The following is a 20,151-nucleotide window of genomic DNA, read 5'->3' on the forward strand; positions in this document are numbered from 1 at the left end:
TTTCTCACCCGGCCCCCCTGCCTGTGCCCCCTGCCTGTGCCTTTGGGGGCGCCGTTACTGGGACGGCAACCCCATCAGCGACTTGGCGAACTGGTCGGCGTCGAAGGGGCGCAGGTCGTAGACGCCCTCGCCGATGCCGATGGCGTGCACCGGCAGCTTGAACCGCTCGGCCAGCGAGACCAGCACGCCGCCGCGCGCCGACCCGTCCAGCTTGGTCAGGATAAGGCCGGAGACGTTCACCATGTCGCGGAACACCTCCACCTGATTGTGCGCGTTCTGGCCGGTGGTGGCGTCCAGCGTCAGCAGGGTGGTGTGCGGGGCGCTCTCGTCCACCTTCTTGATGACGCGGACGATCTTGCGCAGCTCCTCCATCAGGCCGGCCTTGTTCTGCAGGCGGCCCGCGGTGTCGATCAGCAGGATGTCCACGCCCTGGCGCCGCGCCTCCTCCAGCGCGTCGAAGGCGAGGCCGGCGGCGTCGGCCCCGGTGTCGCGGGCGATCACCGGGCAGCCGGTGCGCTCGCCCCAGATCTTCAGCTGGCTGACCGCGGCGGCGCGGAAGGTGTCGCCGGCGGCCAGCATGACCGTCTTGCCCTCGGCGCGGAACTGGCGGGCCAGCTTGCCGATGGTCGTCGTCTTGCCGGTGCCGTTGACGCCGACCACCAGGATGACGTGCGGCTTCAGCGTCGCGTCGATGACCAGCGGCTTGGCCACCGGGCCGACGATCTTCGCGACCTCGGCGGCCAGCGTGGCCTTGACCTCCTCGGGGCTGACCTCCTTGCCGAAGCGGGTGCGGGCCAGTTCCGCCGTCACCTTGGCCGCCGTGGTCGGGCCGAGGTCGGCGGTGATGAGCAGCTCCTCCAGCTCCTCCAGCGCCTCGTCGTCGAGCTTGCGCTTGGTGAAGATGCCGGAGATGCCCTCGGTCAGCTTGGACGAGGACTTGGACAGGCCGTCCTTCAGCCGGGCGAACCAGCCCTTCTTGGGCTTCTCCTCTTCGGCCATCAGGGCCGCGGGGAGGTCCTCACGGACGATCTCCGGCGCGTCCTCGCGCTCCTCCGGCTCGGACGGCGGGGCGATGGGCGGCGGGGGCGGGGTCTCGACCGCGGGCGGGGGGGGTTCGGGTTCCGGCACCACCTCGGGCACCGGGGGCGGCTCCTCGGCGAGCGGTTCCGGAACAGGCGGCTCCTGGACAATCGGCTCCTGGACAACCGGCTCCGGGAGCGGGGCGGTCGTCTCGTCCTTGCGGGCTTGCTCTTCGGGCTTCTTGCGGCCGAACCAACGCAGGATCATGGTGTGTCCACTGTTCTCAAAGGGGGGTGCCGGTCAGCGCGCCGCCGGCCACGCCGGTGACCGTGGCGCGCAGGACGGAGCCGGGGGGCCGGGGCGTGCCCAGGCGGATTTCGGCGAAATGCTGGGTGCGGCCAAGATCGTCCTTCTCGACCAGCACCGACACCTCGCGCCCGACCAGCGAGGCCAGCGTGCGGGCCTCCGCCTCGGCGCCGAGCGCGCGCAGACGGGCCGCGCGCTCCTTGCGGAGGCCGCCGTCGACCTGCGGCATGCGGGCGGCCGGGGTGCCGGGGCGCGGGCTGTAGGGGAAGACGTGCAGCCAGGTCAGGCCGCACTCCTCGACCAGCCGCAGCGTGTTCTCGAACATCTCGTCGGTTTCCGTGGGGAAGCCGGCGATGAAGTCGGCGCCGAACACCATGTCGGGGCGCAGGGAGCGCACGCGCTCGCAGAAGGCGATGGCGTCGGCGCGGCTGTGGCGGCGCTTCATGCGCTTGAGGATCATGTCGTCGCCGGCCTGGAGCGAGAGGTGGAGGTGCGGCATCAGCCGCGGCTCCGTCTCGATCAGGCGCCACAGGTCGTCGTCGATCTCGATGCAGTCGAGCGAGGACAGGCGCAGCCGCGGCAGCTCCGGCACCAGCGCCAGCAGGCGGCGCACCATCTGCCCCAGCGTCGGCGTGCCCGGCAGGTCGGGGCCGAAGCTGGTGATGTCCACGCCGGACAGCACGACCTCGTTGTAGCCGGCCTTCACCAGCGCCTGCACCTGCTCCACCACCGCGCCGATGGGAACGGAGCGCGACGGGCCGCGGCCATAGGGGATGATGCAGAAGGTGCAGCGGTGGTCGCAGCCCTGCTGGACCTGGACGAAGGCGCGCGCCCGGTCCTCGAAGCCGCCGATCAGGTGCCCGGCGGTTTCCTTGACCGACATGATGTCGTTGACCAGCACCTTCTCCGCCGGGGCCAGGCCCCAGCTTTCCGGCTGGAGCTTCTCCTGGTTGCCCAGGACCTGATCGACCTCCGGCATGGCGCCGTAGCGCTGCGGGTCGATCTGGGCGGCGCAGCCGGTCACCACGATGCGGGCGTTCGGCCGCTCGCGGCGCAGCTTGCGGATGGTCTGGCGGGCCTGCCGTTCCGCTTCCGAGGTCACCGCGCAGGTGTTGACGATGACGACGTCCTCCAGCCCCGCGTTGCGGGCGTGGGTGCGCATCACCTCGGATTCGTAGGTGTTCAGGCGGCAGCCGAAGGTGACGATCTCCGGCTCGTTGGTCACAGTGTCGCTCATGCTCTTTCAGCCTAACGGGCGGCCCTACGCTTCAATGGAGGCCGCTCAGACGGCGACCAGCTCCGGAGACAGCCGCCCGGTGTAGCTGAGGGCGACCGGGCCGGTCATCAGGACGTGGCCATCCTCACGCCATTCGATGGTCAGGGTGCCACCGTCCAGGATCACGTCGACCTTGCGGTTGGTCAGCCCGCGGCGGATCGCGGCGACCGCGGTGGCGCAGGCGCCGGTCCCGCAGGCCTGGGTGATGCCGGCCCCGCGCTCCCACACCCGCATGCGGACGGCGGTGGGGGACAGCACCTGGACGAACTCGACGTTGGTGCGCTCGGGGAAGGCCGGGTGGTTCTCGAACACCGGGCCGACCTCGGCCAGCGGCACCGCCTCGGCGTCGTCCACGAAGAAGACGGCGTGCGGGTTGCCCATGCTGACCGCCGTGGGACCGGCGAAGCCGCCGTGCGACACCGCGTCGAGGCGCAGCGTGTCGGCCGGTTCCGCCAGCGGGATCTGCGTCCAGTCCAGATTGGCCTGACCCATGTCCACGGTGATGCGCCCGTTGTCGGCGCGGCCGGCCTGCAGGATGCCGGCGTTGGTTTCGAAGGCGACGCGCTCCGCCCCCGCCTCCTCCATCAGCAGCCAGCCGACGCAGCGCGAGGCGTTGCCGCAGGCCGACACCTCGCCGCCGTCGGCGTTGCGGATGCGCATGAAGCCCGCCGTGCCGTCCGTTTTCGCCGGCTCGATCACGATGAACTGGTCGCAGCCCACCCCGGTCTTGCGGTCGGCGATGGCACGCACCTCGGCCTCGGCCGGCGAGTACGGCGTTTTGCGGGCGTCGATCACGACAAAGTCGTTGCCGAGCCCGTGCATCTTCAGGAATTCGCGCGTCATGACCGCCGTTATATGGCGACCGGGCCTGCGGAGTCCATGGCTGCACGGGGTGGTCGTGGCAAACAGTTCACGGGGTCACTGGGTTTCGGCCCCGCCGATGTCGGCGGTGTCCCCGTCGGGCAGGGTGGCGCCCGATGCCGGGGGGATGCCCTCCAGCAGGTCGAGCATCCGGGCGAGGGTGTCCTCCGACTCGGGCCGCGGCGGCGTTCCGCCGGTCCGCTCCCACGCCCCGTAATCCCAGCCCGCGGCGCCCATCGCCATGTCGGGCAGCGTGAAATGCCCCTCCACAGCGTGGGTTGGCGGACCGTCCGCGCGGGACAGCCCGACCAGCAGGGCTATGGACACGGTGACCCCAGCCACCCAGGCCCACAGCACGTCGCTGTTGTTCATGGCTTCCTCCCGGCTCCTTGCCAAGGCAGGTCGGTGTCGGGGCCATTCCCGTTGGATGCGCCCCATTCCATGGACTTCGGGTGTCCGCGGCGGCGCACAATGAGGCTTCGGGAGATATCCGGAAGGGGAGGTTGCCCTTGGCAGCCCGAAGGTCAGGCGCCCTTGAAGACCAGATGCTTGGAGGCGGCGAAGTTCAGCGCCATGCCGGACAGCGAACCGGCGGCGACGGCCAGCACCGGGTGGGCCTCGGCCAGCGGCAGGGCGGCCTCCAGCCCGACCGAGACGCCGTAATTCACCGCCCCGCCGAAGGCGTTGGCGGCCAGGAAGGTCGCCCATTGCCGGTAGAGCGGCGCGTCGGCCGCCCCGCGGAAGGTGAAGGCGCGGTTCAGCGCGAAGGTCGTGGTGGCGGCGGCCAGATAGGCGGGGATGCGGGCGGCGAAGAACTCCAGCCCGGCACCGAACACCAGCGCGTAGACCACCGCCGTGTCGACCACCAGACCGACCACGCCGACGAGGCCGAACTTGCCGAACTGCACGGCCAGCCGGCCGAGCCGGCTGTCGGACAGGGGTCCGAAGAGATCGCCCATGGTCAGGACCCGGCGGCCTTGCGGACCGGATGGACGCCCGGCGCGGGGATGGACAGGTAGCGCATGCGCTTGGCCTCGCGGCGGCCCAGCGTGACCGTGTCGAGGATCAATCCGCAGGTCAGGCTGAGGAAGCCCAACAGCATCAGCCCGGTGGACAGAACGGCGGTGGGCAGGCGCGGCACCAGCCCGGTCTGCAGATAGGTCGCCACCACCGGCCAGGCGAGGATCACCGACGCCGCGGCAAGCGCCGCAAAGATGGCGAAGAAGAAGGGCAGGGGGCGCTCCTCCTTCACCAGATTGACGATGGTGCGCAGGATGCGGACGCCGTCGCGGATGGTGTTCAGTTTGCTGTGCGAGCCCGGCGGGCGGTCCTTGTAGGGCGCCTTGAGCTCGGCGATGGGCATGTTCAGCTCCAGCGCGTGGACGGTCAGCTCCGTCTCCGTCTCGAATCCGCTGGCCAGTGCCGGGAAGGACTTGATGAAGCGCCGCGAGAAGACGCGGTAGCCCGACAGCATGTCCTGGATGCGGTTGCCGAAGATCAGCGCGACCATGCCGGTCAGCAGCTTGTTGCCGAAGCGGTGGCCGGGCCGGTAGGCCTTGACGATCTCGGTGACGCGGGCGCCGTTGACCATGTCGAGCTGGTCGTCCCACAGCCGCTTGACCATCAGCGGGGCGGACGGCGCGTGGTAGGTGTCGTCGCCGTCCACCAGCACATAGACGTCCGCCTCGATGTCGGAGAACATCCGGCGCATGACGTTGCCCTTGCCCTGCAACGGCTCGTGCCGGACCACGGCGCCGGCGGCCTTGGCCACCTCCACCGTGCGGTCGGACGAGTTGTTGTCGTAGACATAGACCGTCGCGTCGGGCAGCGCCTCGCGGAAGTCGCGCACGACGGCGGCGATGGCCGCCTCTTCGTTGTAGCAGGGGATCAGCACCGCCACCACGGGAGCGGTGTCCGGGTCCGGGTCCGTGGCTGGAGCGACGGAGGCCGCGGCCCGGTCGGATTGACGGTCGGCCGGTCGATCAATGGTGGAGACGGTCATGGCGATGCGCTTCGAAACGGTGCCGGTGTAAGGTTAAACAGCACAATCGCCTGATTTAATCCACTGACCTTTCAAGGTCCGCCATTCGCTTCACAGCGCAGAGGTTCAGTGGCTCGCCCAGGTTGTTGGGGATGACGCGGCAGTTGTCCTGCGCCACTCGCAGCCCCAGCAGGGCGGCGGCCTTCGCGGCACCGGGCGTGTCGGGGATGGTGCTGAGCATCAGGAAGCGCCCGCGGTGCGCCCCCACCTTGTCCTGCATCAGGGCGAGGTAGCCGTTGCCGACCGAGTCCGGCTGGAGGAAGTTGGACTGGATGCGCACGAAGGGGATGCGCGGCGGGAAGGCCGGGACGACATGGGAAATCGCCCAGTAGCCGGCCATCAGCACCATCGTGTCGTCCGGGTCCTCGATGGGCGGCACGGCGGCCTCCACCCAGCGCTCGCTCCACGGCAGGCGGCCCCAGTCGGCGGGCCGGGCGGTGGCCTGGACCAGCAGCAGGAGCGCCGCCGCCAGAGCGAGCGCCGCCCGGCGCGGCACCGGCAACAGGCCCGCCGCCATGACGATGGCCAGCGGGGCCAGCATCTCCAGCGGCACCAGATAGCGGTAGATGCAGAACATCCCCACCCACAGCGCGTAGGTCACCGCCAGGGCGGTGAGCAGGTAGCGGGTGGCGGCTGTTTCGGTCAATCCCGCAGAGGGGCGGCGGAACAGCCGTCCGAGCAGCGCCAGCGCCGCGGCGACGGGCACGAAAAGGAACAGCACCAGGACGCGCAGGTCGAAGAAGGGGACCTCGCCGACCTTCAGCGGTGCGAAGGGGAAGACCAGCGGGAAGAACAGGCGCTCCAGCCGCGAGTCCGGGAAGAAGCCGACGTTGACGTAGCCGGACAGCGCGGCGAAGGGCGACTTGAAGATCTGGTTCATGTGCGGGAAGACGGGGTTCCCGTACTCCACCCACAAGTGGGCCATCCAGAAGCCGCCGCACAGCGCCAGCCCGCCCAGCACACCGACGCCGAAGAAGAAGGCCAGCCACAGCCGCCGCCAGGGCCGCGCGGGCAGCGCCAGGAAGGCGAGGCAGAGACCGACCGCGTAGATCACCGTGGGGTTCTTCATCCCCATCGCCGCCCCGGCCAGCAGCCCCGCCGCCGCCGCTCGCGCGAAGGCGCCGGGCGCCGGCCCGTCGATCAGCCGAGGCAGCGATCCCGCCACCACGACCAGCGCGCCGAGCACGCCCAGGCTGACCATGTTGTCGTGAAAGGTGGTGCCGAGCAGCCCCAGCGTCCCGCCCCCGAAACCGGCCATGACCGCCAGCAGGGCGGCCAGGGTCACCCGCTGCCCCGCGCTGCCGACGCGCAGCGTGGCGTGGGCCAGCAGGAAGGCCAGCGCCAGGTTCAGCCCGTGCAGCGTCCCCCAGACGAAGCCCGCCGCGCGCGCCGGAAGATGGCTGGCGAGCAGATAGAAGGGCACGTCCAGCAGGGGGTTGTAGAAGCTGGGCATCTGCGCCGGCAGCATGTCCATGCCCAGCCGCCCGGTCAGCAGGGCGTAGGCGTTGTACCAATGGTAGTTCCGCAGGTCCCAATTGGCGTCCATGCCGAGCGCCAGCCCGAGCAGGCCGTAAAGCGGCGGGGCCAGCAGCAGGAAGGCGAGCGCCGCGGTGCGCGGGCGGCGGGCGGCGGGGAGCAAGGTCATGGAGATCGCGGAACCCAGGGAAACGTCCGCCTCTTGGTAGGCGAGGGAGCGCCCCGCAGCAAGGACGGGATGCCGGGTCGATGGCGGCGGAGGGAATTCGGGAGCAATTTCGTTGCGTCCGGCTGTGTTCCGGGATGCGGAATCGCGCGCCGCGAGCGGCTTTTGCGGCAAGCTTCCTCTGGCAATGGCGGGACGGGTCTGCTATTCACCGAACTCCGCATGCACACGCTTGCGCCTCTTTTGCGCGACAGGATTCTGGCGATGGAAAAGTTTACGGTTCTCACCGGTGTTGCGGCGCCGCTGCCGATGATCAATGTCGACACCGACATGATCATTCCCAAGCAATTCCTGAAGACCATCAAGCGGACCGGGCTGGGCAAGCATCTTTTCGACGAGATGCGCTACACCCCCGAAGGCGCCGAGGTCGCGGAATTCGTCCTCAACAAGCCGGCCTACCGCAGCGCCAAGATCCTCGTGTCGGGTGACAATTTCGGCTGCGGCTCCTCGCGTGAGCATGCGCCGTGGGCGCTGGCCGATTTCGGCATCCGCTGCATCATCGCGCCGAGCTTCGCGGACATCTTCTTCAACAACTGCTTCAAGAACGGCATCCTGCCGATCAAGCTGCCGAAGGAACAGGTGGACCTGCTGCTCGACGACGCGTCGCGCGGGTCGAACGCCATCGTTTCGGTGGATCTGGAGAAACAGGAGATCACCGGTCCGGACGGCGGCAAGATCAGCTTCGAGGTCGATCCCTTCCGCAAGCATTGCCTGCTGAACGGGCTGGACGACATCGGTCTGACCATGCAGCAGGCCGCCTTCATCGACCAGTATGAAGGCAAGCAGCGCGGCGGCCAGCCCTGGCTCTGGGGCTGAACCAAGCCAAACCGATACCGGCCCAATGGCATCAGGCCATGACGGCCTTGCGGACCGGCGGGGGTGGACCCAACTTCCGGCCTGTCGGTCCGCGGATTAGACAACACTGATAAAGTCTCCAATGGGGAGTGCGTGCGCCATGCCCGCCAACAAGAAGCTTCTGTTTTTGCCCGGCGACGGGATCGGTCCGGAGGTCATGCGCCAGGTGCGCCGGGTCATCGACTGGCTCGACCGCAAGCGCAACGTCACCTTCGACGTCACCGAGGGGCTGGTCGGCGGTGCGGCCATCGATGCCTACGGCGTTCCCCTGAAGGATGAGACGCTGGCCGACGCGCTGGCGGCGGACGCGGTGATGCTGGGCGCCGTCGGCGGCCCGAAGTGGGACAACCCCACCGACTACACCAAGCGTCCGGAAGCCGGCCTGCTGACGCTCCGCAAGGAGCTGAACCTGTTCGCCAACCTGCGCCCGGCGGTGGTGTTCGACGCCCTGGTCGACGCCTCGACCCTGAAGGCCGACGTCATCCGGGGCCTGGACATCCTGATCGTCCGCGAGCTGACCGGCGGCGTCTATTTCGGTGAGCCGCGCGGCATCACCGACATCGGCAACGGCGAGCGCCGCGGCGTCAACACCCAGGTCTACACGACCAGCGAGATCCGCCGCGTCGCCCGCGTCGCCTTCGAGCTGGCGCGCAAGCGCGGCAACAAGCTCCACTCGATGGAGAAGGCCAACGTGATGGAGTCGGGCCTCCTGTGGCGCCAGGAAGTCACGAAGCTCCATCAGGAGGAATTCTCCGACGTCACGCTGGAGCACATGTACGCCGACAACGGCGCCATGCAGCTTCTGAAGAACCCGAAGCAGTTCGACGTGATCGTCACCGACAACCTGTTCGGCGACATCCTGTCGGACGAAGCGGCGATGATGACCGGCTCGCTCGGCATGCTGCCGTCGGCCTCGCTCGGCGCCCCGGACGCCAACGGCCAGCGCAAGGCGCTCTACGAGCCGGTGCACGGCTCCGCCCCGGACATCGCCGGCCGCGACCTCGCCAACCCCTGCGCGACTCTGCTGTCCTTCGCCATGTGCCTGCGCTACTCGTTCAACATGGACGAGGAGGCGAAGATGCTGGAGAAGGCCGTGCAGAACGTGCTGTCGGGCGGCATGCGCACGGCGGACATCATGGCGCCGGGCATGGCCCGCTGCTCCACGACCGTCATGGGCGACTCGATCCTGCGCGAGCTGGACAAGCTGGCCTCCTGACCGGTTGCGGCGGCCCCGGTCCGACGGGCCGGAGGACGCCGACCGGCGGACGATGAAAAGAAAGCCCCTCTCCGGTTCCGGAGAGGGGCTTTTTCGTTGGTACCGTCAGTCGCCTTCGCCCGGACGCAGGGCGGCCCCGCGTCCGCCATGACTCGCCTGCCCGCCCTTCCGCCCGGCTTCGGCGGCCAGGGACGGGTTTTTGGAGAAGCTGCGGGAGGACGCCGGTACGCTCCGGCCCCCCTTCCGCCCCGCCTCCGCGGCGAGTTCCGGGTTCTTGGAGAAGCTGCGCTTGTCGGCTGGCACGCTTTCCCCGCCCTTGCTGGCGATCTGGCGTTGCCGGTCACGGTCCATCGACGCGAAGCCGCGGTTCGATGTGCGACCGCTCCCGGATTGGACTTCGTCTTGGCCGTTGTCTTTCGAGGCCATCTTCAACCTCCACCTCTGCCACATGTCGGAAAACCGATGGGGGGCGACTTGGTTCCGGGGAGGTCGTGATTCCGATTCCTTCGGCACCCCTAAGTGGCAGCAGGATCCATCGGACTGCATCCGGGAACGCTTCGCCGCCCGATCGGTTGAGCGGACGGGGGTAAGCCGAAGCGGGACCACGAAGCAGGGAGGTTCAACGATGGGAGTCGAATTCACGGCCGAACGGCGGCTGTTGTCCGAAAAGGAATTCGAGCAGGTCCGCAGGAGCCATTACCCGGAGCTGGAGGGCTTGCCGCCCGATGAGACCCTGACGCTCGCCCGCTGGCTGCGTGGGGAGCGCGACCGGGCGCGCGACATCATCGCCTCGCGCCGCCGCGGGCGGCGGGGCAAGGCCAGCGGCACCGGCCAGCAATCGGCCGACGCCAGCGAGCGCGGCCTGTCCGCCAAGAAACAGGTCTACGCGCGGGCGCTGAAGCGGGTGAACGGGCGGCTGGAGCGGTTCCGTGCCGAGCGGCGGCGGGAGATCATCCAGGCCAACCTTCAGGACGCCCTGAAGCGCAGGAAGGACGCGGAGCCCCAGCATCCGTCCCCCGGACGCACCCCCCGCAAGGGCATGCGCCCGATCCCCAGCGGACGCCGGACGGTCGAAACCGACCCGCGCGAGATCGGGCGGGTGTCGCAGTTCGTCAAGGACGCCCAGGCGCGCCGCGATTCCTGAGCGCTCAGTTCATGAGAGGGGCGGTGGGCGTCAGCCCGCCGCCTCCAGCGCCCGGATCGCCTCGGCCAGAGCGACGAGGCGCCGGGCGTTCTCGACGTGCAGATTCTCCACGAGCCGCCCATCCACCAGCACCACTCCCTTGCCCTGGGCGACGGCCTCGGCGTGGGCCTGGATGATGCGGTGGGCCTGGGTGACTTCCTCCGCGCCGGGAGCGAAGGCGGCGTTGCAGGCGGCGATGGTCTTGGGGTGGATCAGCGTCTTGCCGTCGAAGCCAAGCTCCCGCCCCTGGGTGCAGGACTCGGCGAAGCCCGTATCGTCGTTCAGGTCGAGATGCACCCCATCGAGGATAGCGAGGCCGTAAGCCCGCGCCGCCAGCAGGCAAAGGCCCAGGCTGGTCAGCATCGGCAGCCGGTCACGCGTGTGCGCCGCGTGCAGATCCTTGGCGAGGTCGGAGGTGCCCATCACCAGCCCGCCCAGCTTCGGGCTGGCCCCGGCGATCTCCTTCGCGTTGAGCATGCCCAGCGGCGTCTCCATCATGCACCAGATGGTCTGCCCGTCGGGCGAGCCGTTGGCGCGCAGCACCGCCTCGGCCTGCCGGACCATGTCGGGGCTCTCCACCTTCGGCAGCAGCACCGCGTCGGCGCCGCTGGCGGCCGCCATCACGAGGTCGTCGTAGCCCCAGGGCGTGTTCAGCCCGTTGGTGCGGACCACCAGTTCCCGCCCGCCATAGCCGCCCGCGGCGATGGACGCCCTGATGGTGGCGCGGGCCTCCGCCTTGGCGTCGGGGGCGACGGCGTCCTCCAGGTCGAGGATCAGCCCGTCGGCGGGCAGGCTGCGCCCCTTCTCCAGGGCGCGGGCGTTGGAGCCGGGCATGTAGAGCACGCTGCGGCGCGGGCGGGCGGTGGCGGCCATGGCATTCCCTCAAGCGGTCTTGTGTCGTTGCCGCAGGATTAGCCGCAGGAGCGCGGGCTGTCCATGCGGTGCGTAGGGCTGGTCTGCATGGAAACATCTCCAGCGTGTGGTGCGGACGGTTTAGGATGCGCGCCCAACCTTTCGGATCGTCCGCCCATGAAGACCGTCATTTCGATCCAGTCCCACGTCGCTTACGGCTATGTCGGCAACCGCGCCGCGGTGTTCCCGCTGCAACGGCTGGGCTGCGACGCCATCGCGGTGAACACGGTGCAGTTCTCCAACCACACCGGCTACGGCGAATGGACCGGACAGGTCTTCACGGCGGAGCATGTGGCCGACCTGATGGATGGCGTCGCCGCGCGCGGCGTCCTGCCCACCTGCGACGCCCTGCTCTCCGGCTACATGGGCGACGTCGGGCTGGGACAGGTGATCGTCGAGACGGCGGCCCGGCTGAAGGCCGCCAACCCGCGCGCCGTCTACGCCTGCGACCCGGTGATGGGCGACGTCGGGCGCGGCTTCTTCGTGCGCCCCGGCCTGCCGGACTTCATCCGCGACCACGCCGTCCCCGCCGCCGACCTGTTGACCCCCAACCAGTTCGAGCTGGAGTATCTGACCGGCCGGACGGTGGAGACGCTGGACGACGCGCTGGCCGCCACCGCCGCCTTGCGGGAGCGCGGGCCGCGGCTGGTCCTGGTGACCAGCCTGACCCGCAAGGACGCCGACCCCGGTCACATCGAGATGCTGGCCGACGACCGGGACGGCGCGTGGCTGGTCTCCACCCCGCGCCTGCCGCTGGACCCGCCGCCCAACGGGTCGGGCGACGCGGTGGCCGCCCTGTTCCTGGCCCATTACCTGAAGGCCTTCGATCCGGCCGAGGCGCTGGAGCAGGCGGCGGCGGCGATCTACGCCATCTTCCAGACCACCCGCCGGATGGGCACGCGGGAGCTGCAACTGATCGCGGCGCAGGACGAGTTCGTGAACCCTGGCCAGCGCTTCACGGCCACCCGCGTCCGGTAAGCCCCTTACGATCACGCGCCCACGGACGGCGCGAACAGAGGAACGACATGCGGATTTGCGTCTATGCCGGGTCCAACCCCGGCACCAACCCGGCCTATGGCGAGGCCGCGGAGCAGCTTGGCCGCCACATGGCGGAGCGTGGCATCGGCCTCGTCTACGGCGGCGGGCGGACCGGCCTGATGGGGCGGATCGCCGACTCGGTCCTGGCGGCGGGCGGCACGGTCACCGGCATCATCCCGCAATTCCTGATGGACAAGGAGGTCGGTCACCAGGGTCTTCAGGAGTTGCGGATCGTCGCCACCATGCACGAACGCAAGGCCCTGATGGCCGAGCTGTCGGACGGCTTCATCGCGCTGCCCGGCGGCATCGGCACGCTGGAGGAGCTGTTCGAGGTGTGGACCTGGGCGCAACTCGGCCGCCACGACAAGCCCTGTGGCCTGCTCAACGCCTCCGGTTTCTACGACGGGCTGGCCGGATTCCTCGACCATGTGGCGGGGGAGCGCTTCATGCAGCCCAAGCACCGCGACATGCTGATCGTCCGCGACACCGCGCCGGGCATCCTGGACGCTTTCGCCGCCTATGAGGCGCCGGCGGTGCGGAAGTGGCTGGACGAGGCCCGCACCTGACCCGCACCTGACTTGGCTTGGGCCTTACGGCTCAAGCAGCTTCTTCATCAGGGCGTTCCAGTCGCGCTTGAACTGGGTGCCGAAATCCACCTCGGCGACCGCTCCGCTCCGGCCCGCGGGCCGGACGATGGCCGCCGCCTGGGAGTCCGGCTGCGCCTTCGCCTTGCGCTGGACGGTGACGACCCGCTTCTTCGGGGGCGGGTCGGGCTTGCGGGCGGGCAGGGGGGCTGCGGTCACCGTGACGACCGGCGCCGCCCCGGTCTGCGAATTGCGGGAAAAGGCGTCCTTGCACAAGCCGCCCTCGCGCGCCCGGGTCAGCGCGTCCCCATCGAGCAGCCAGCAATCGACGCTGCCCGCCGCGGCGGCGGGGGCGGAATGGATCGGTGCCGTCAGAAAAAGCGCCAGCGTCAGTGCACCGCACCGCGACCGCCAAGGCATGCTTCGCCCTCTCCCTCACCATTGGACCGACGTTCAGCAATACAACGTCGGGCGCCCGCATATCTTCGGCGCGAAACGGGAGTAGGGCGGCATCCCCGTGGTAACACGGGCGGGGCGCGGCGCCCCGGCCCCTCAGGTCAGGTGCTGCTGGCGCAGGTAGTCTTCGCTCTGCATCTCCATCAGGCGGCTGACCGTGCGTTCGAACTCGAAGGCGTGGGTGCCCTCGGGGTACAGCCGCTCCGGCGGGCCTTCGGCGGCGACCACGAGGTTGACCTTGTGCTCGTAGAGCGCGTCGATCAGCGTCATGAAGCGCTTGGCCTCGTTGCGCAGCTCGTCCTTCATCGTCGGCACCCCGTGGATCAGCACGGTGTGGAAGTGCGTCGCGATGGCGATGTAGTCGGCGGCGCCCAGCGGCTTGCCGCACAGGCTCCAGAAATCCACCAGCGCGACGCATTTGGCGGCGCAGGCGATCTCCACCTTCCGGCCCTGGACCGACAGATGGGTCGGTTCGCCCCGGGCGCCGTCGGTCAGCGTCTCGAAGGTCTGGCGAATTTTGGCGTCGCTCTCCGGGCCGAGCGGCCAGAAATAGACGGGCTTGCCCTGGAGCCGGTCCAGCCGGTAGTCGGTGGGACCCTCCAGCGCAAGGACGTCGAGCTTATCCTTGAGCAGCGCGATGAAGGGCAGGAACAGCTCACGCTGCAGCCCGTCCTTGTAGAGCATGTCCGGCGGCCAGTTGGAGGTCGCGACCACCACCACGCCGAGGTCGAACAGGCTGGTGAACAGCCGGCCCAGGATCATCGCGTCCACGACGTTGGTGACGTGGAACTCGTCGAAGCAGAGCAGCCACGCCTCGTCGGCCAGCGCGCGGGCCAGTTCGGGCAGGGCGTCGTCGGCGTCCTTGCCCTTGCTCTTGCCCGACTGGCGGTGCTGGTGGATGCGCTCGTGCACCTCCAGCATGAACTCGTGGAAATGGACGCGGCGCTTCTTCTCCACCGGAGCGGTGTCGAAGAACAGGTCCATCAGCATCGACTTGCCGCGCCCGACGCCGCCGTACATGTAGAGGCCCTGCGGCGCCTCAGCCGGTTCGGAGCGCGGGCGGCCCAGCCCGAACCGCTCCAGCCAGCCAGCCTTCGCTCCGCCGGCCTTCCCGGCCGGCTGTGGGCTGTAGCCCTTCAGCGCCTTGTGGAGGCTCTGGAGCTTCTCGGCGGCCAGTTCCTGGTCGGGGTCGGGGCGCAGCGTTCCGGTGCCGCGGCGGGCCCGGTAGAGCGAAAGCGGTCCGTCAGACATGGAATTCGCGGGTCTCGGCAGGGAAAGGTCTTACGTAGCCGATGCATCCCCGCGGGGCAACGCCCGATGCCGGGATACAGATGCGCTCAGGCGATCACCATTCATACGATCACCATTCATACGATCACCACGCGGTTGCGTCCCTGGCGCTTGGCCTCGTAGAGGGCGGCGTCGGCCCGGCGGACGGTGTGTTCGTAATCCGGGTGCCCCTCGTGCAGGGCCGCTCCGATCGAGGCGGTGACCCGCAGCCCGTTCCCGGCACCGTGAAAACGGTGCTCCTCGACCGTTCGGCGCAGTTGGTCGGCCTTCACGCGCAGCGCCGCCTCGTCCATCTCGGTCAGCAGGATGAGGAACTCCTCCCCACCATAGCGGAAGACGAAATCGCCGGCACGGACGTGGGTGTGCAGCAGTTCCGCAATGTCCGACAGGACGGAGTCGCCCGCCTGATGGCCCAGCGTGTCGTTGATCGTCTTGAAATGGTCGGCGTCCATCAGCAGCACGGCGAAGGGCTTGCCGTGGCGCAGGCTGATGGCAACCTCGCGCTGGAAGATCGCCGGCATGAAGCGCCGCGTCAGCAGGCGGGTCAGCGGGTCGCGCCCGCTTTCGATCTCCATCGCCTTCTCGATGATGGTGCCGAGGACGTAGGCGATCTCCGTGACGTCGTTGTTCAACTCCTTCACGAAGGCGGGGGTGATCCAGCCGCCCTCCACCGCGGCGGTCACCTTGGCGCTGATGCGGTTGGTGCGCTCGCGGATGAGGTCCAATTCGGTGACGCGGCCGAAGGTCAGCTCCGCCTTGTGGTTCAGCCACAGGCCGAAATCGGAGGATTCGATGGGCGGCGGGCTAGCGTGGTTGCTGTCCTCATGCGCGTAGAAGGACACCACCGTGTTGCGCAGCCAATCGAACAGCGACGATTTCAGCCGCTCGCCCTCCAGCGCCAGATTGGGGCCGCTCATGAACATCTTCAGGGATTGCTGGTGGCGGACGTTGCCCAGCAGGTCGCCCAGATAGGCCTCGTGCATGTTGTCCAGCACGGTGTCCAGCAATTCGCCGACGAACAGGATGGCGGACGCGGTCTGCGCGCGGCTGAGGTCGGCGGCCAGCAGGCGGGCGGACAGCTCCTTCTTGATGATCCGCATCCCGGCGTTGACCAGGGTCAGCGGGATGTTGATGCGGGCGTGGATCAGCCCGACCTGGTAATTCTGTTCCAGCACCGCCGCGATGGCCGCGTCGCTGGAGGCGGTGAACAGAGCGCCGATCCAGCGCGCCAGCGAGGGGCGCAGCCGTTCCTGGACCAGCGCATGGCTGAGGAAGGTGTTGCTGTCCGGACGGTCCAGCAGGATCGCGTAGAAGACGCCCGAGATCGCCTCGGCGTCGGCGAGCGCGATGGCGGTCACACGCTCGCGCACGGCGGGTTCGGTGTCCGTCCACAGCGACGACAGCGTGGCGGCGAGGATCGCGGCCTTGCGGTCTTTCTGGCTGTCCATCGTCCCTGTTCCTTTGCGCAACCGTCTCCAACCCGTCCGAATTCTTAACGCCCGGAGACCGTCAGGCAAAGCGGCAATCGCTCGTGCGGCTGATCGGGTTCATTGATGCATTAAGGTTAAACTTCCATTATGGTTTTCGCGTGAGATTGGCGGTGGCCGGGGGCGGTACCGTCTTACGTTGGGCAATGCCACGCGGGCGGTCCCTCAACGGCCTTGTTGTACTGCGTGCGGAGAGTTGTTCACAGCCATGGCCAGCCGCAATCCGGTTCGCGACGCGACCTTGCCGCCCTCTGGAATGGGGTCCGCCGGACTGGCCCCCTCCGGATTGGCCCCCTCCGGATTGGCCCCCTCCGGATTGGGGGAGCGGCTGTTCGAGGTTCTGGGGTCGGTGCGCTTCCTGATGAGGGCGTCCGGCGTGGCCTTCATCGTCGTGGTGAACGCGATGATCGCCTACGGCGTCTGGCAGCGCCACGCCGAGGCCGTCCAGGGGGCCGAGCGCTCGACCCGGAACCTCGCCCGCATCCTGGAGGAGCAGGCCGTCCGCACGGTGTTCAGCGTGGACCTGCTGCTGTCCGATCTGGTCACCGTCCTGGACACCCACCCGCAGGCCCGCACCGTGGCGGCGCCGTCGGTGAACGCCCTTCTGCGCAACCGGCGCGACGCCATCGGCCCGGTCTCCGGCTTGATCGTGGTGGACGAGCAGGGGCGCGTCCTGCACCACTCCGCCGACAGCAGCCCGCCGGCCTTCGACCTGACCAACCGGCCCTATTTTGCGGTCCACCGGGACGAGGGTGCCTCGGACGGCGGGCTTCACGTCGGCGCGCCGATTCCCAGCATGGCCTTCCCCGGCACCTACGTCATTCCGATGAGCCGCCGCTGGTCCCACCCGGACGGGAGTTTCGCCGGGGTTGTCGTCGCCATGATCAACCCGTTGCGGCTCGGGGCCGGCTTCGAAGGACTGCGGCTGGGACTGGAGGGCACGGTCACCCTGGCGCTCGCCGATGGCACGGTGCTGATCCACCGCCCCTGGGACGAGGGCCGCCGACGGCTCGCCACCCTTGCCGACTGGCCGGAGGTCGACACCGCGCTGCGCACACGGGACGCGGCGACGCTGGACAGCGTGCTGCCCACCGACGGGCGCCCCAGCATCGCCAGCGTCCGCCGCGTCGCCGATTATCCCTTCACCGTCGCCGCGACGTTGCCGAAGGCCGAGGCGCTGGGCGAATGGAAGCGCGACAGCGCGGTGTGGGTCGCCATGGGCCTCGCCATGTCCATGGTGATCGCCCTGCTGACCTGGTACGTGGAGCGGCAGCAGTCCCGGCGGGAGCAGGACCAGAACCGGCTGGAGCGCGCCTCCCGGCGCATCCGCGGCATCCTGGAATCCATGGTGGACGCGGTGGTCACCATCGACTCCCGCGGCATCATCGAGACCTTCAACCCCGCGGCGGAGCGCATGTTCGGCTATGCCGAGGCGGAAGTGGTGGGGCAGAGCGTCAACATCCTGCTGCCGGAAGGTTTCCGCGCCGGCCACGACCGCTCGATGGCCGAATACCGTCCGAACGCCGGATCGCGCATCATCGGCAACGACCGCGAGGTTCTGGCGCTGCGCCGCGACGGCAGCACCTTCCCGATCAACCTGGCAGTCAGCGCGCTGCGGCTGGGTGGGCCCGACGGGGAGGGGGGGCCGGACGAGAATGGCGCGCCGCGGCGCGTCTTCGTCGGCGTCATCCGCGACGTCACCAAGCGCCGGCAGCAGGAGGCCGAACTTCTCGCCTCCAAGAGCCAGGCGGAGATGGCCAATCGCGCCAAGTCCGACTTCCTGGCCAACATGAGCCACGAGCTGCGCACGCCGCTGAACGCCATCATCGGCTTCTCGGAAATCCTCGACAGCGAGTTCTTCGGCAAGCTGAACGAACGCCAGAAGTCCTGCGCGAAGGACATCCACGACAGCGGCAAGCATTTGCTGGACATCGTGAACGCGGTGCTCGACATGTCGAAGATCGAAGCGGGCCGCTACGAGCTGTCCGAGGAGGTGATCGACCCCTGCGAGGCGGTGGCCCAATGCCTGACCATGGTCCGCGACCGCGCCGCCGACAGCGGGGTGGACCTGCGCAACGGCCTGTCCGGTAGCCTTCCCACCGTCTGGGTGGACCGCCGCGCGTTCAAGCAGGTGCTACTCAACCTGCTGTCCAACGCGGTGAAGTTCACGCCGGAAGGCGGCAGCGTCACCCTGGCCGCCCGCGTCGAGGAGGACGGCGCCCTGGCCCTGTCGGTGACCGACACCGGGATCGGCATCCCCAAGGAGTTCATGAAGCATCTGTTCCAGCCCTTCCGGCAGGCCGACAACTCCGCCAGCCGCCAGTTCGAGGGCACCGGGCTGGGGCTGTCGATCTCCAAGAACTTCATGGAACTGCACGGCGGTTCGCTGATCTGCGCCAGCACGCTGGGCGCCGGGACCACCATGACCCTGCGCCTGCCCGCCGAGCGGGTGGTGAAGCCGGAAGACACCGCCGTAAGGATCGCGGCGGCGCTGGTGTGATGCCTGCGAAGGCAGGCGCTCGGCACCCGGACGGCAAAGAAAAAGGCGCCGCGAGGCGCCTTTTTTTGAGGTCCGGGGATTTTCGTCCCCGGCGGTCGGGTGCGGGAGGACGGTGCCCCCCGCAATCCCTTTGTGCGTATCAGACGTCCAGCAGCAGGCGCCGCGGGTCCTCGATGTTTTCCTTGATGCGGACGAGGAAGGTCACCGCCTCCTTGCCGTCGATGATGCGGTGGTCGTAGGACAGGGCCAGATACATCATCGGGCGGATTTCGATCTTCCCGTTCACGACGACCGGGCGCTCCTGGGTCTTGTGCATGCCCAGGATGGCCGACTGCGGCGGGTTGATGATCGGGGTGGACATCAGCGAGCCGTAGACGCCGCCGTTGGAGATGGTGAAGGTGCCGCCGGTCAGCTCGTCCATCGACAGCTTGCCGTCGCGGCCCTTCTTGCCCAGCTCGCCGATCTTGCCCTCGATCTGGGCGAAGCCGAGCTTGTCGGCGTCGCGGACGATCGGAACCACCAGACCCTGCGGCGTGCCGACGGCGACGCCGATGTCGTAGTAGTTCTTGTAGACGAGGTCGGTGCCGTCGATCTCGGCGTTGACCGCCGGGATTTCCTTCAGCGCCTGGATGGCCGCCTTCACGAAGAAGGACATGAAGCCGAGACGCACCTTGTGGCGCTTCTCGAAGAAGTCCTTGTACTCGTTGCGCAGCGCCATGACGTTGGTCATGTCCACCTCGTTGAAGGTGGTCAGCATGGCGGCGCTGTTCTGGGCTTCCTTCAGACGCTCGGCGATGCGCTGGCGCAGACGGGTCATGCGGACCCGCTCCTCCTGCGCGGCGCGCGGGCGGTCGCCCGCGGTGCCGGCGGTCCACTGGTACTTCTGCGGCGCGGCGGCCGGAGCGGCGGCGGGGGCCGCGGCCGGCTTGGCGGTGTGGTCGATCACGTCGCCCTTGGTGATGCGCCCGTCCTTGCCCGTGCCGGCGATCTGCGCGGCGTCGAGGCCCTTCTCGGCGACCAGCTTGCGGGCGGCCGGGCCGGCGTCGGCCAGGGCGGCAGCGCCCGCCGGGGCCGGGGCCGCCGCCGGGGCGGCCGTCTTGGCCGGGGCGGTGGCGGGAGCGGCGGCCGCGGCCGGAGCGGCCACGGCGGCGCCGGCCTCGCCGAGGACACCCAGCAGGGCGCCGACGCCGACGTTGGCGCCGTCGGCGGCGACGATCTCCGCCAGCGTGCCGGCGGACGGGGCGTTCACCTCAAGCGTGACCTTGTCGGTCTCCAGCTCGACCAGCGCCTCGTCGGCGGCGACCGCGTCGCCGACCTTCTTCAGCCAGCGGGCAACGGTCGCCTCGGAGACGGACTCGCCCAGGGTGGGGACCTTGATTTCGGTAGCCATAAGTTCCTCTCGTACTTTCTTGTTCTACGCCTGG

Annotated in this window: 19 protein-coding genes; 6 read left to right on the plus strand and 13 right to left on the minus strand. The window is 69.1% G+C overall.

Features of this window, described 5'->3' with window-relative positions; genetic code table 11:
- Positions 1 to 54: 54 nt before the first annotated feature.
- The 7 genes from ftsY to ACWPXE_RS19500 form a co-directional block, all read right to left on the minus strand.
- Positions 55 to 1,287 (minus strand): signal recognition particle-docking protein FtsY, encoded by a 1,233-nt coding sequence (gene ftsY, locus ACWPXE_RS19470; protein WP_454019088.1) that lies wholly within the window; start codon positions 1,285 to 1,287, stop codon positions 55 to 57.
- Between the two features lie 16 nt (positions 1,288 to 1,303).
- Positions 1,304 to 2,563, minus strand: coding sequence for a tRNA (N(6)-L-threonylcarbamoyladenosine(37)-C(2))-methylthiotransferase MtaB (mtaB, locus tag ACWPXE_RS19475; RefSeq protein ID WP_454019089.1), 1,260 nt, complete (start codon positions 2,561 to 2,563; stop codon positions 1,304 to 1,306).
- A 45-nt stretch (positions 2,564 to 2,608) separates the two neighbouring features.
- Complete coding sequence (dapF, locus tag ACWPXE_RS19480; protein WP_454019090.1) at positions 2,609 to 3,445, minus strand: diaminopimelate epimerase; 837 nt, start codon at positions 3,443 to 3,445, stop codon at positions 2,609 to 2,611.
- Positions 3,446 to 3,520: 75 nt separating this feature from the next.
- A complete protein-coding gene (locus ACWPXE_RS19485) occupies positions 3,521 to 3,835 on the minus strand; it encodes a hypothetical protein (RefSeq protein ID WP_454019091.1) in 315 nt (104 codons plus the stop codon).
- Between the two features lie 152 nt (positions 3,836 to 3,987).
- The gene (locus ACWPXE_RS19490) at positions 3,988 to 4,422 is read right to left on the minus strand and encodes a GtrA family protein (RefSeq protein ID WP_454019092.1); all 435 of its coding nucleotides are present in this window, start codon (positions 4,420 to 4,422) and stop codon (positions 3,988 to 3,990) included.
- 2 nt (positions 4,423 to 4,424) lie between these two features.
- Positions 4,425 to 5,465 (minus strand): glycosyltransferase family 2 protein, encoded by a 1,041-nt coding sequence (locus tag ACWPXE_RS19495; protein ID WP_454019093.1) that lies wholly within the window; start codon positions 5,463 to 5,465, stop codon positions 4,425 to 4,427.
- Between the two features lie 55 nt (positions 5,466 to 5,520).
- Positions 5,521 to 7,149 (minus strand): hypothetical protein, encoded by a 1,629-nt coding sequence (locus tag ACWPXE_RS19500; protein ID WP_454019094.1) that lies wholly within the window; start codon positions 7,147 to 7,149, stop codon positions 5,521 to 5,523.
- Between the two features lie 261 nt (positions 7,150 to 7,410).
- Between ACWPXE_RS19500 and leuD the strand changes: the two genes are divergently transcribed.
- Complete coding sequence (gene leuD, locus ACWPXE_RS19505; RefSeq protein ID WP_145677319.1) at positions 7,411 to 8,022, plus strand: 3-isopropylmalate dehydratase small subunit; 612 nt, start codon at positions 7,411 to 7,413, stop codon at positions 8,020 to 8,022.
- 139 nt (positions 8,023 to 8,161) lie between these two features.
- Positions 8,162 to 9,277 carry a 3-isopropylmalate dehydrogenase gene (leuB, locus tag ACWPXE_RS19510; RefSeq protein WP_145622841.1) on the plus strand — a complete coding sequence of 372 codons (1,116 nt, stop codon included), beginning with the start codon at positions 8,162 to 8,164 and terminating at the stop codon, positions 9,275 to 9,277.
- 105 nt (positions 9,278 to 9,382) lie between these two features.
- On the opposite strand, the gene ACWPXE_RS19515 is transcribed toward leuB, so the two are convergent.
- Positions 9,383 to 9,703 carry a con-10 family general stress protein gene (locus ACWPXE_RS19515; protein WP_079285003.1) on the minus strand — a complete coding sequence of 107 codons (321 nt, stop codon included), beginning with the start codon at positions 9,701 to 9,703 and terminating at the stop codon, positions 9,383 to 9,385.
- A 199-nt stretch (positions 9,704 to 9,902) separates the two neighbouring features.
- Here ACWPXE_RS19515 and ACWPXE_RS19520 point away from each other — a divergent pair, with 199 nt between their 5' ends.
- On the plus strand, positions 9,903 to 10,421 hold the full coding sequence (locus ACWPXE_RS19520; RefSeq protein ID WP_454019095.1) for a hypothetical protein: 519 nt from the start codon (positions 9,903 to 9,905) through the stop codon (positions 10,419 to 10,421).
- Positions 10,422 to 10,451: 30 nt separating this feature from the next.
- On the opposite strand, the gene ACWPXE_RS19525 is transcribed toward ACWPXE_RS19520, so the two are convergent.
- Entirely contained in the window at positions 10,452 to 11,333 is an 882-nt protein-coding gene (locus ACWPXE_RS19525) for an HpcH/HpaI aldolase/citrate lyase family protein (protein ID WP_454019096.1), read from the minus strand.
- Positions 11,334 to 11,489: 156 nt separating this feature from the next.
- Here ACWPXE_RS19525 and pdxY point away from each other — a divergent pair, with 156 nt between their 5' ends.
- Both pdxY and ACWPXE_RS19535 read left to right on the plus strand, forming a co-directional pair.
- The gene (gene pdxY, locus ACWPXE_RS19530) at positions 11,490 to 12,350 is read left to right on the plus strand and encodes a pyridoxal kinase PdxY (protein WP_454019097.1); all 861 of its coding nucleotides are present in this window, start codon (positions 11,490 to 11,492) and stop codon (positions 12,348 to 12,350) included.
- Positions 12,351 to 12,397: 47 nt separating this feature from the next.
- Positions 12,398 to 12,976, plus strand: coding sequence for an LOG family protein (locus ACWPXE_RS19535; protein WP_454019098.1), 579 nt, complete (start codon positions 12,398 to 12,400; stop codon positions 12,974 to 12,976).
- A gap of 24 nt (positions 12,977 to 13,000) precedes the next feature.
- Here ACWPXE_RS19535 and ACWPXE_RS19540 read toward each other — a convergent pair whose 3' ends face one another.
- The 3 genes from ACWPXE_RS19540 to ACWPXE_RS19550 all read right to left on the minus strand — a co-directional run bounded on the left by ACWPXE_RS19540 (position 13,001) and on the right by ACWPXE_RS19550 (position 16,188).
- The gene (locus ACWPXE_RS19540; RefSeq protein WP_454019099.1) at positions 13,001 to 13,414 is read right to left on the minus strand and encodes a hypothetical protein; all 414 of its coding nucleotides are present in this window, start codon (positions 13,412 to 13,414) and stop codon (positions 13,001 to 13,003) included.
- A gap of 132 nt (positions 13,415 to 13,546) precedes the next feature.
- Positions 13,547 to 14,701 (minus strand): cell division protein ZapE, encoded by a 1,155-nt coding sequence (zapE, locus tag ACWPXE_RS19545; RefSeq protein ID WP_454019100.1) that lies wholly within the window; start codon positions 14,699 to 14,701, stop codon positions 13,547 to 13,549.
- A 116-nt stretch (positions 14,702 to 14,817) separates the two neighbouring features.
- Complete coding sequence (locus tag ACWPXE_RS19550) at positions 14,818 to 16,188, minus strand: diguanylate cyclase (RefSeq protein WP_454019101.1); 1,371 nt, start codon at positions 16,186 to 16,188, stop codon at positions 14,818 to 14,820.
- Between the two features lie 247 nt (positions 16,189 to 16,435).
- Between ACWPXE_RS19550 and ACWPXE_RS19555 the strand changes: the two genes are divergently transcribed.
- A complete protein-coding gene (locus ACWPXE_RS19555) occupies positions 16,436 to 18,727 on the plus strand; it encodes an ATP-binding protein (RefSeq protein WP_454019102.1) in 2,292 nt (763 codons plus the stop codon).
- Between the two features lie 139 nt (positions 18,728 to 18,866).
- Here ACWPXE_RS19555 and odhB read toward each other — a convergent pair whose 3' ends face one another.
- Positions 18,867 to 20,117 (minus strand): 2-oxoglutarate dehydrogenase complex dihydrolipoyllysine-residue succinyltransferase, encoded by a 1,251-nt coding sequence (gene odhB, locus ACWPXE_RS19560; RefSeq protein WP_454019103.1) that lies wholly within the window; start codon positions 20,115 to 20,117, stop codon positions 18,867 to 18,869.
- Positions 20,118 to 20,151: the final 34 nt, after the last annotated feature.

It is taken from the genome of Azospirillum sp. Marseille-Q6669, assembly GCF_965111635.1.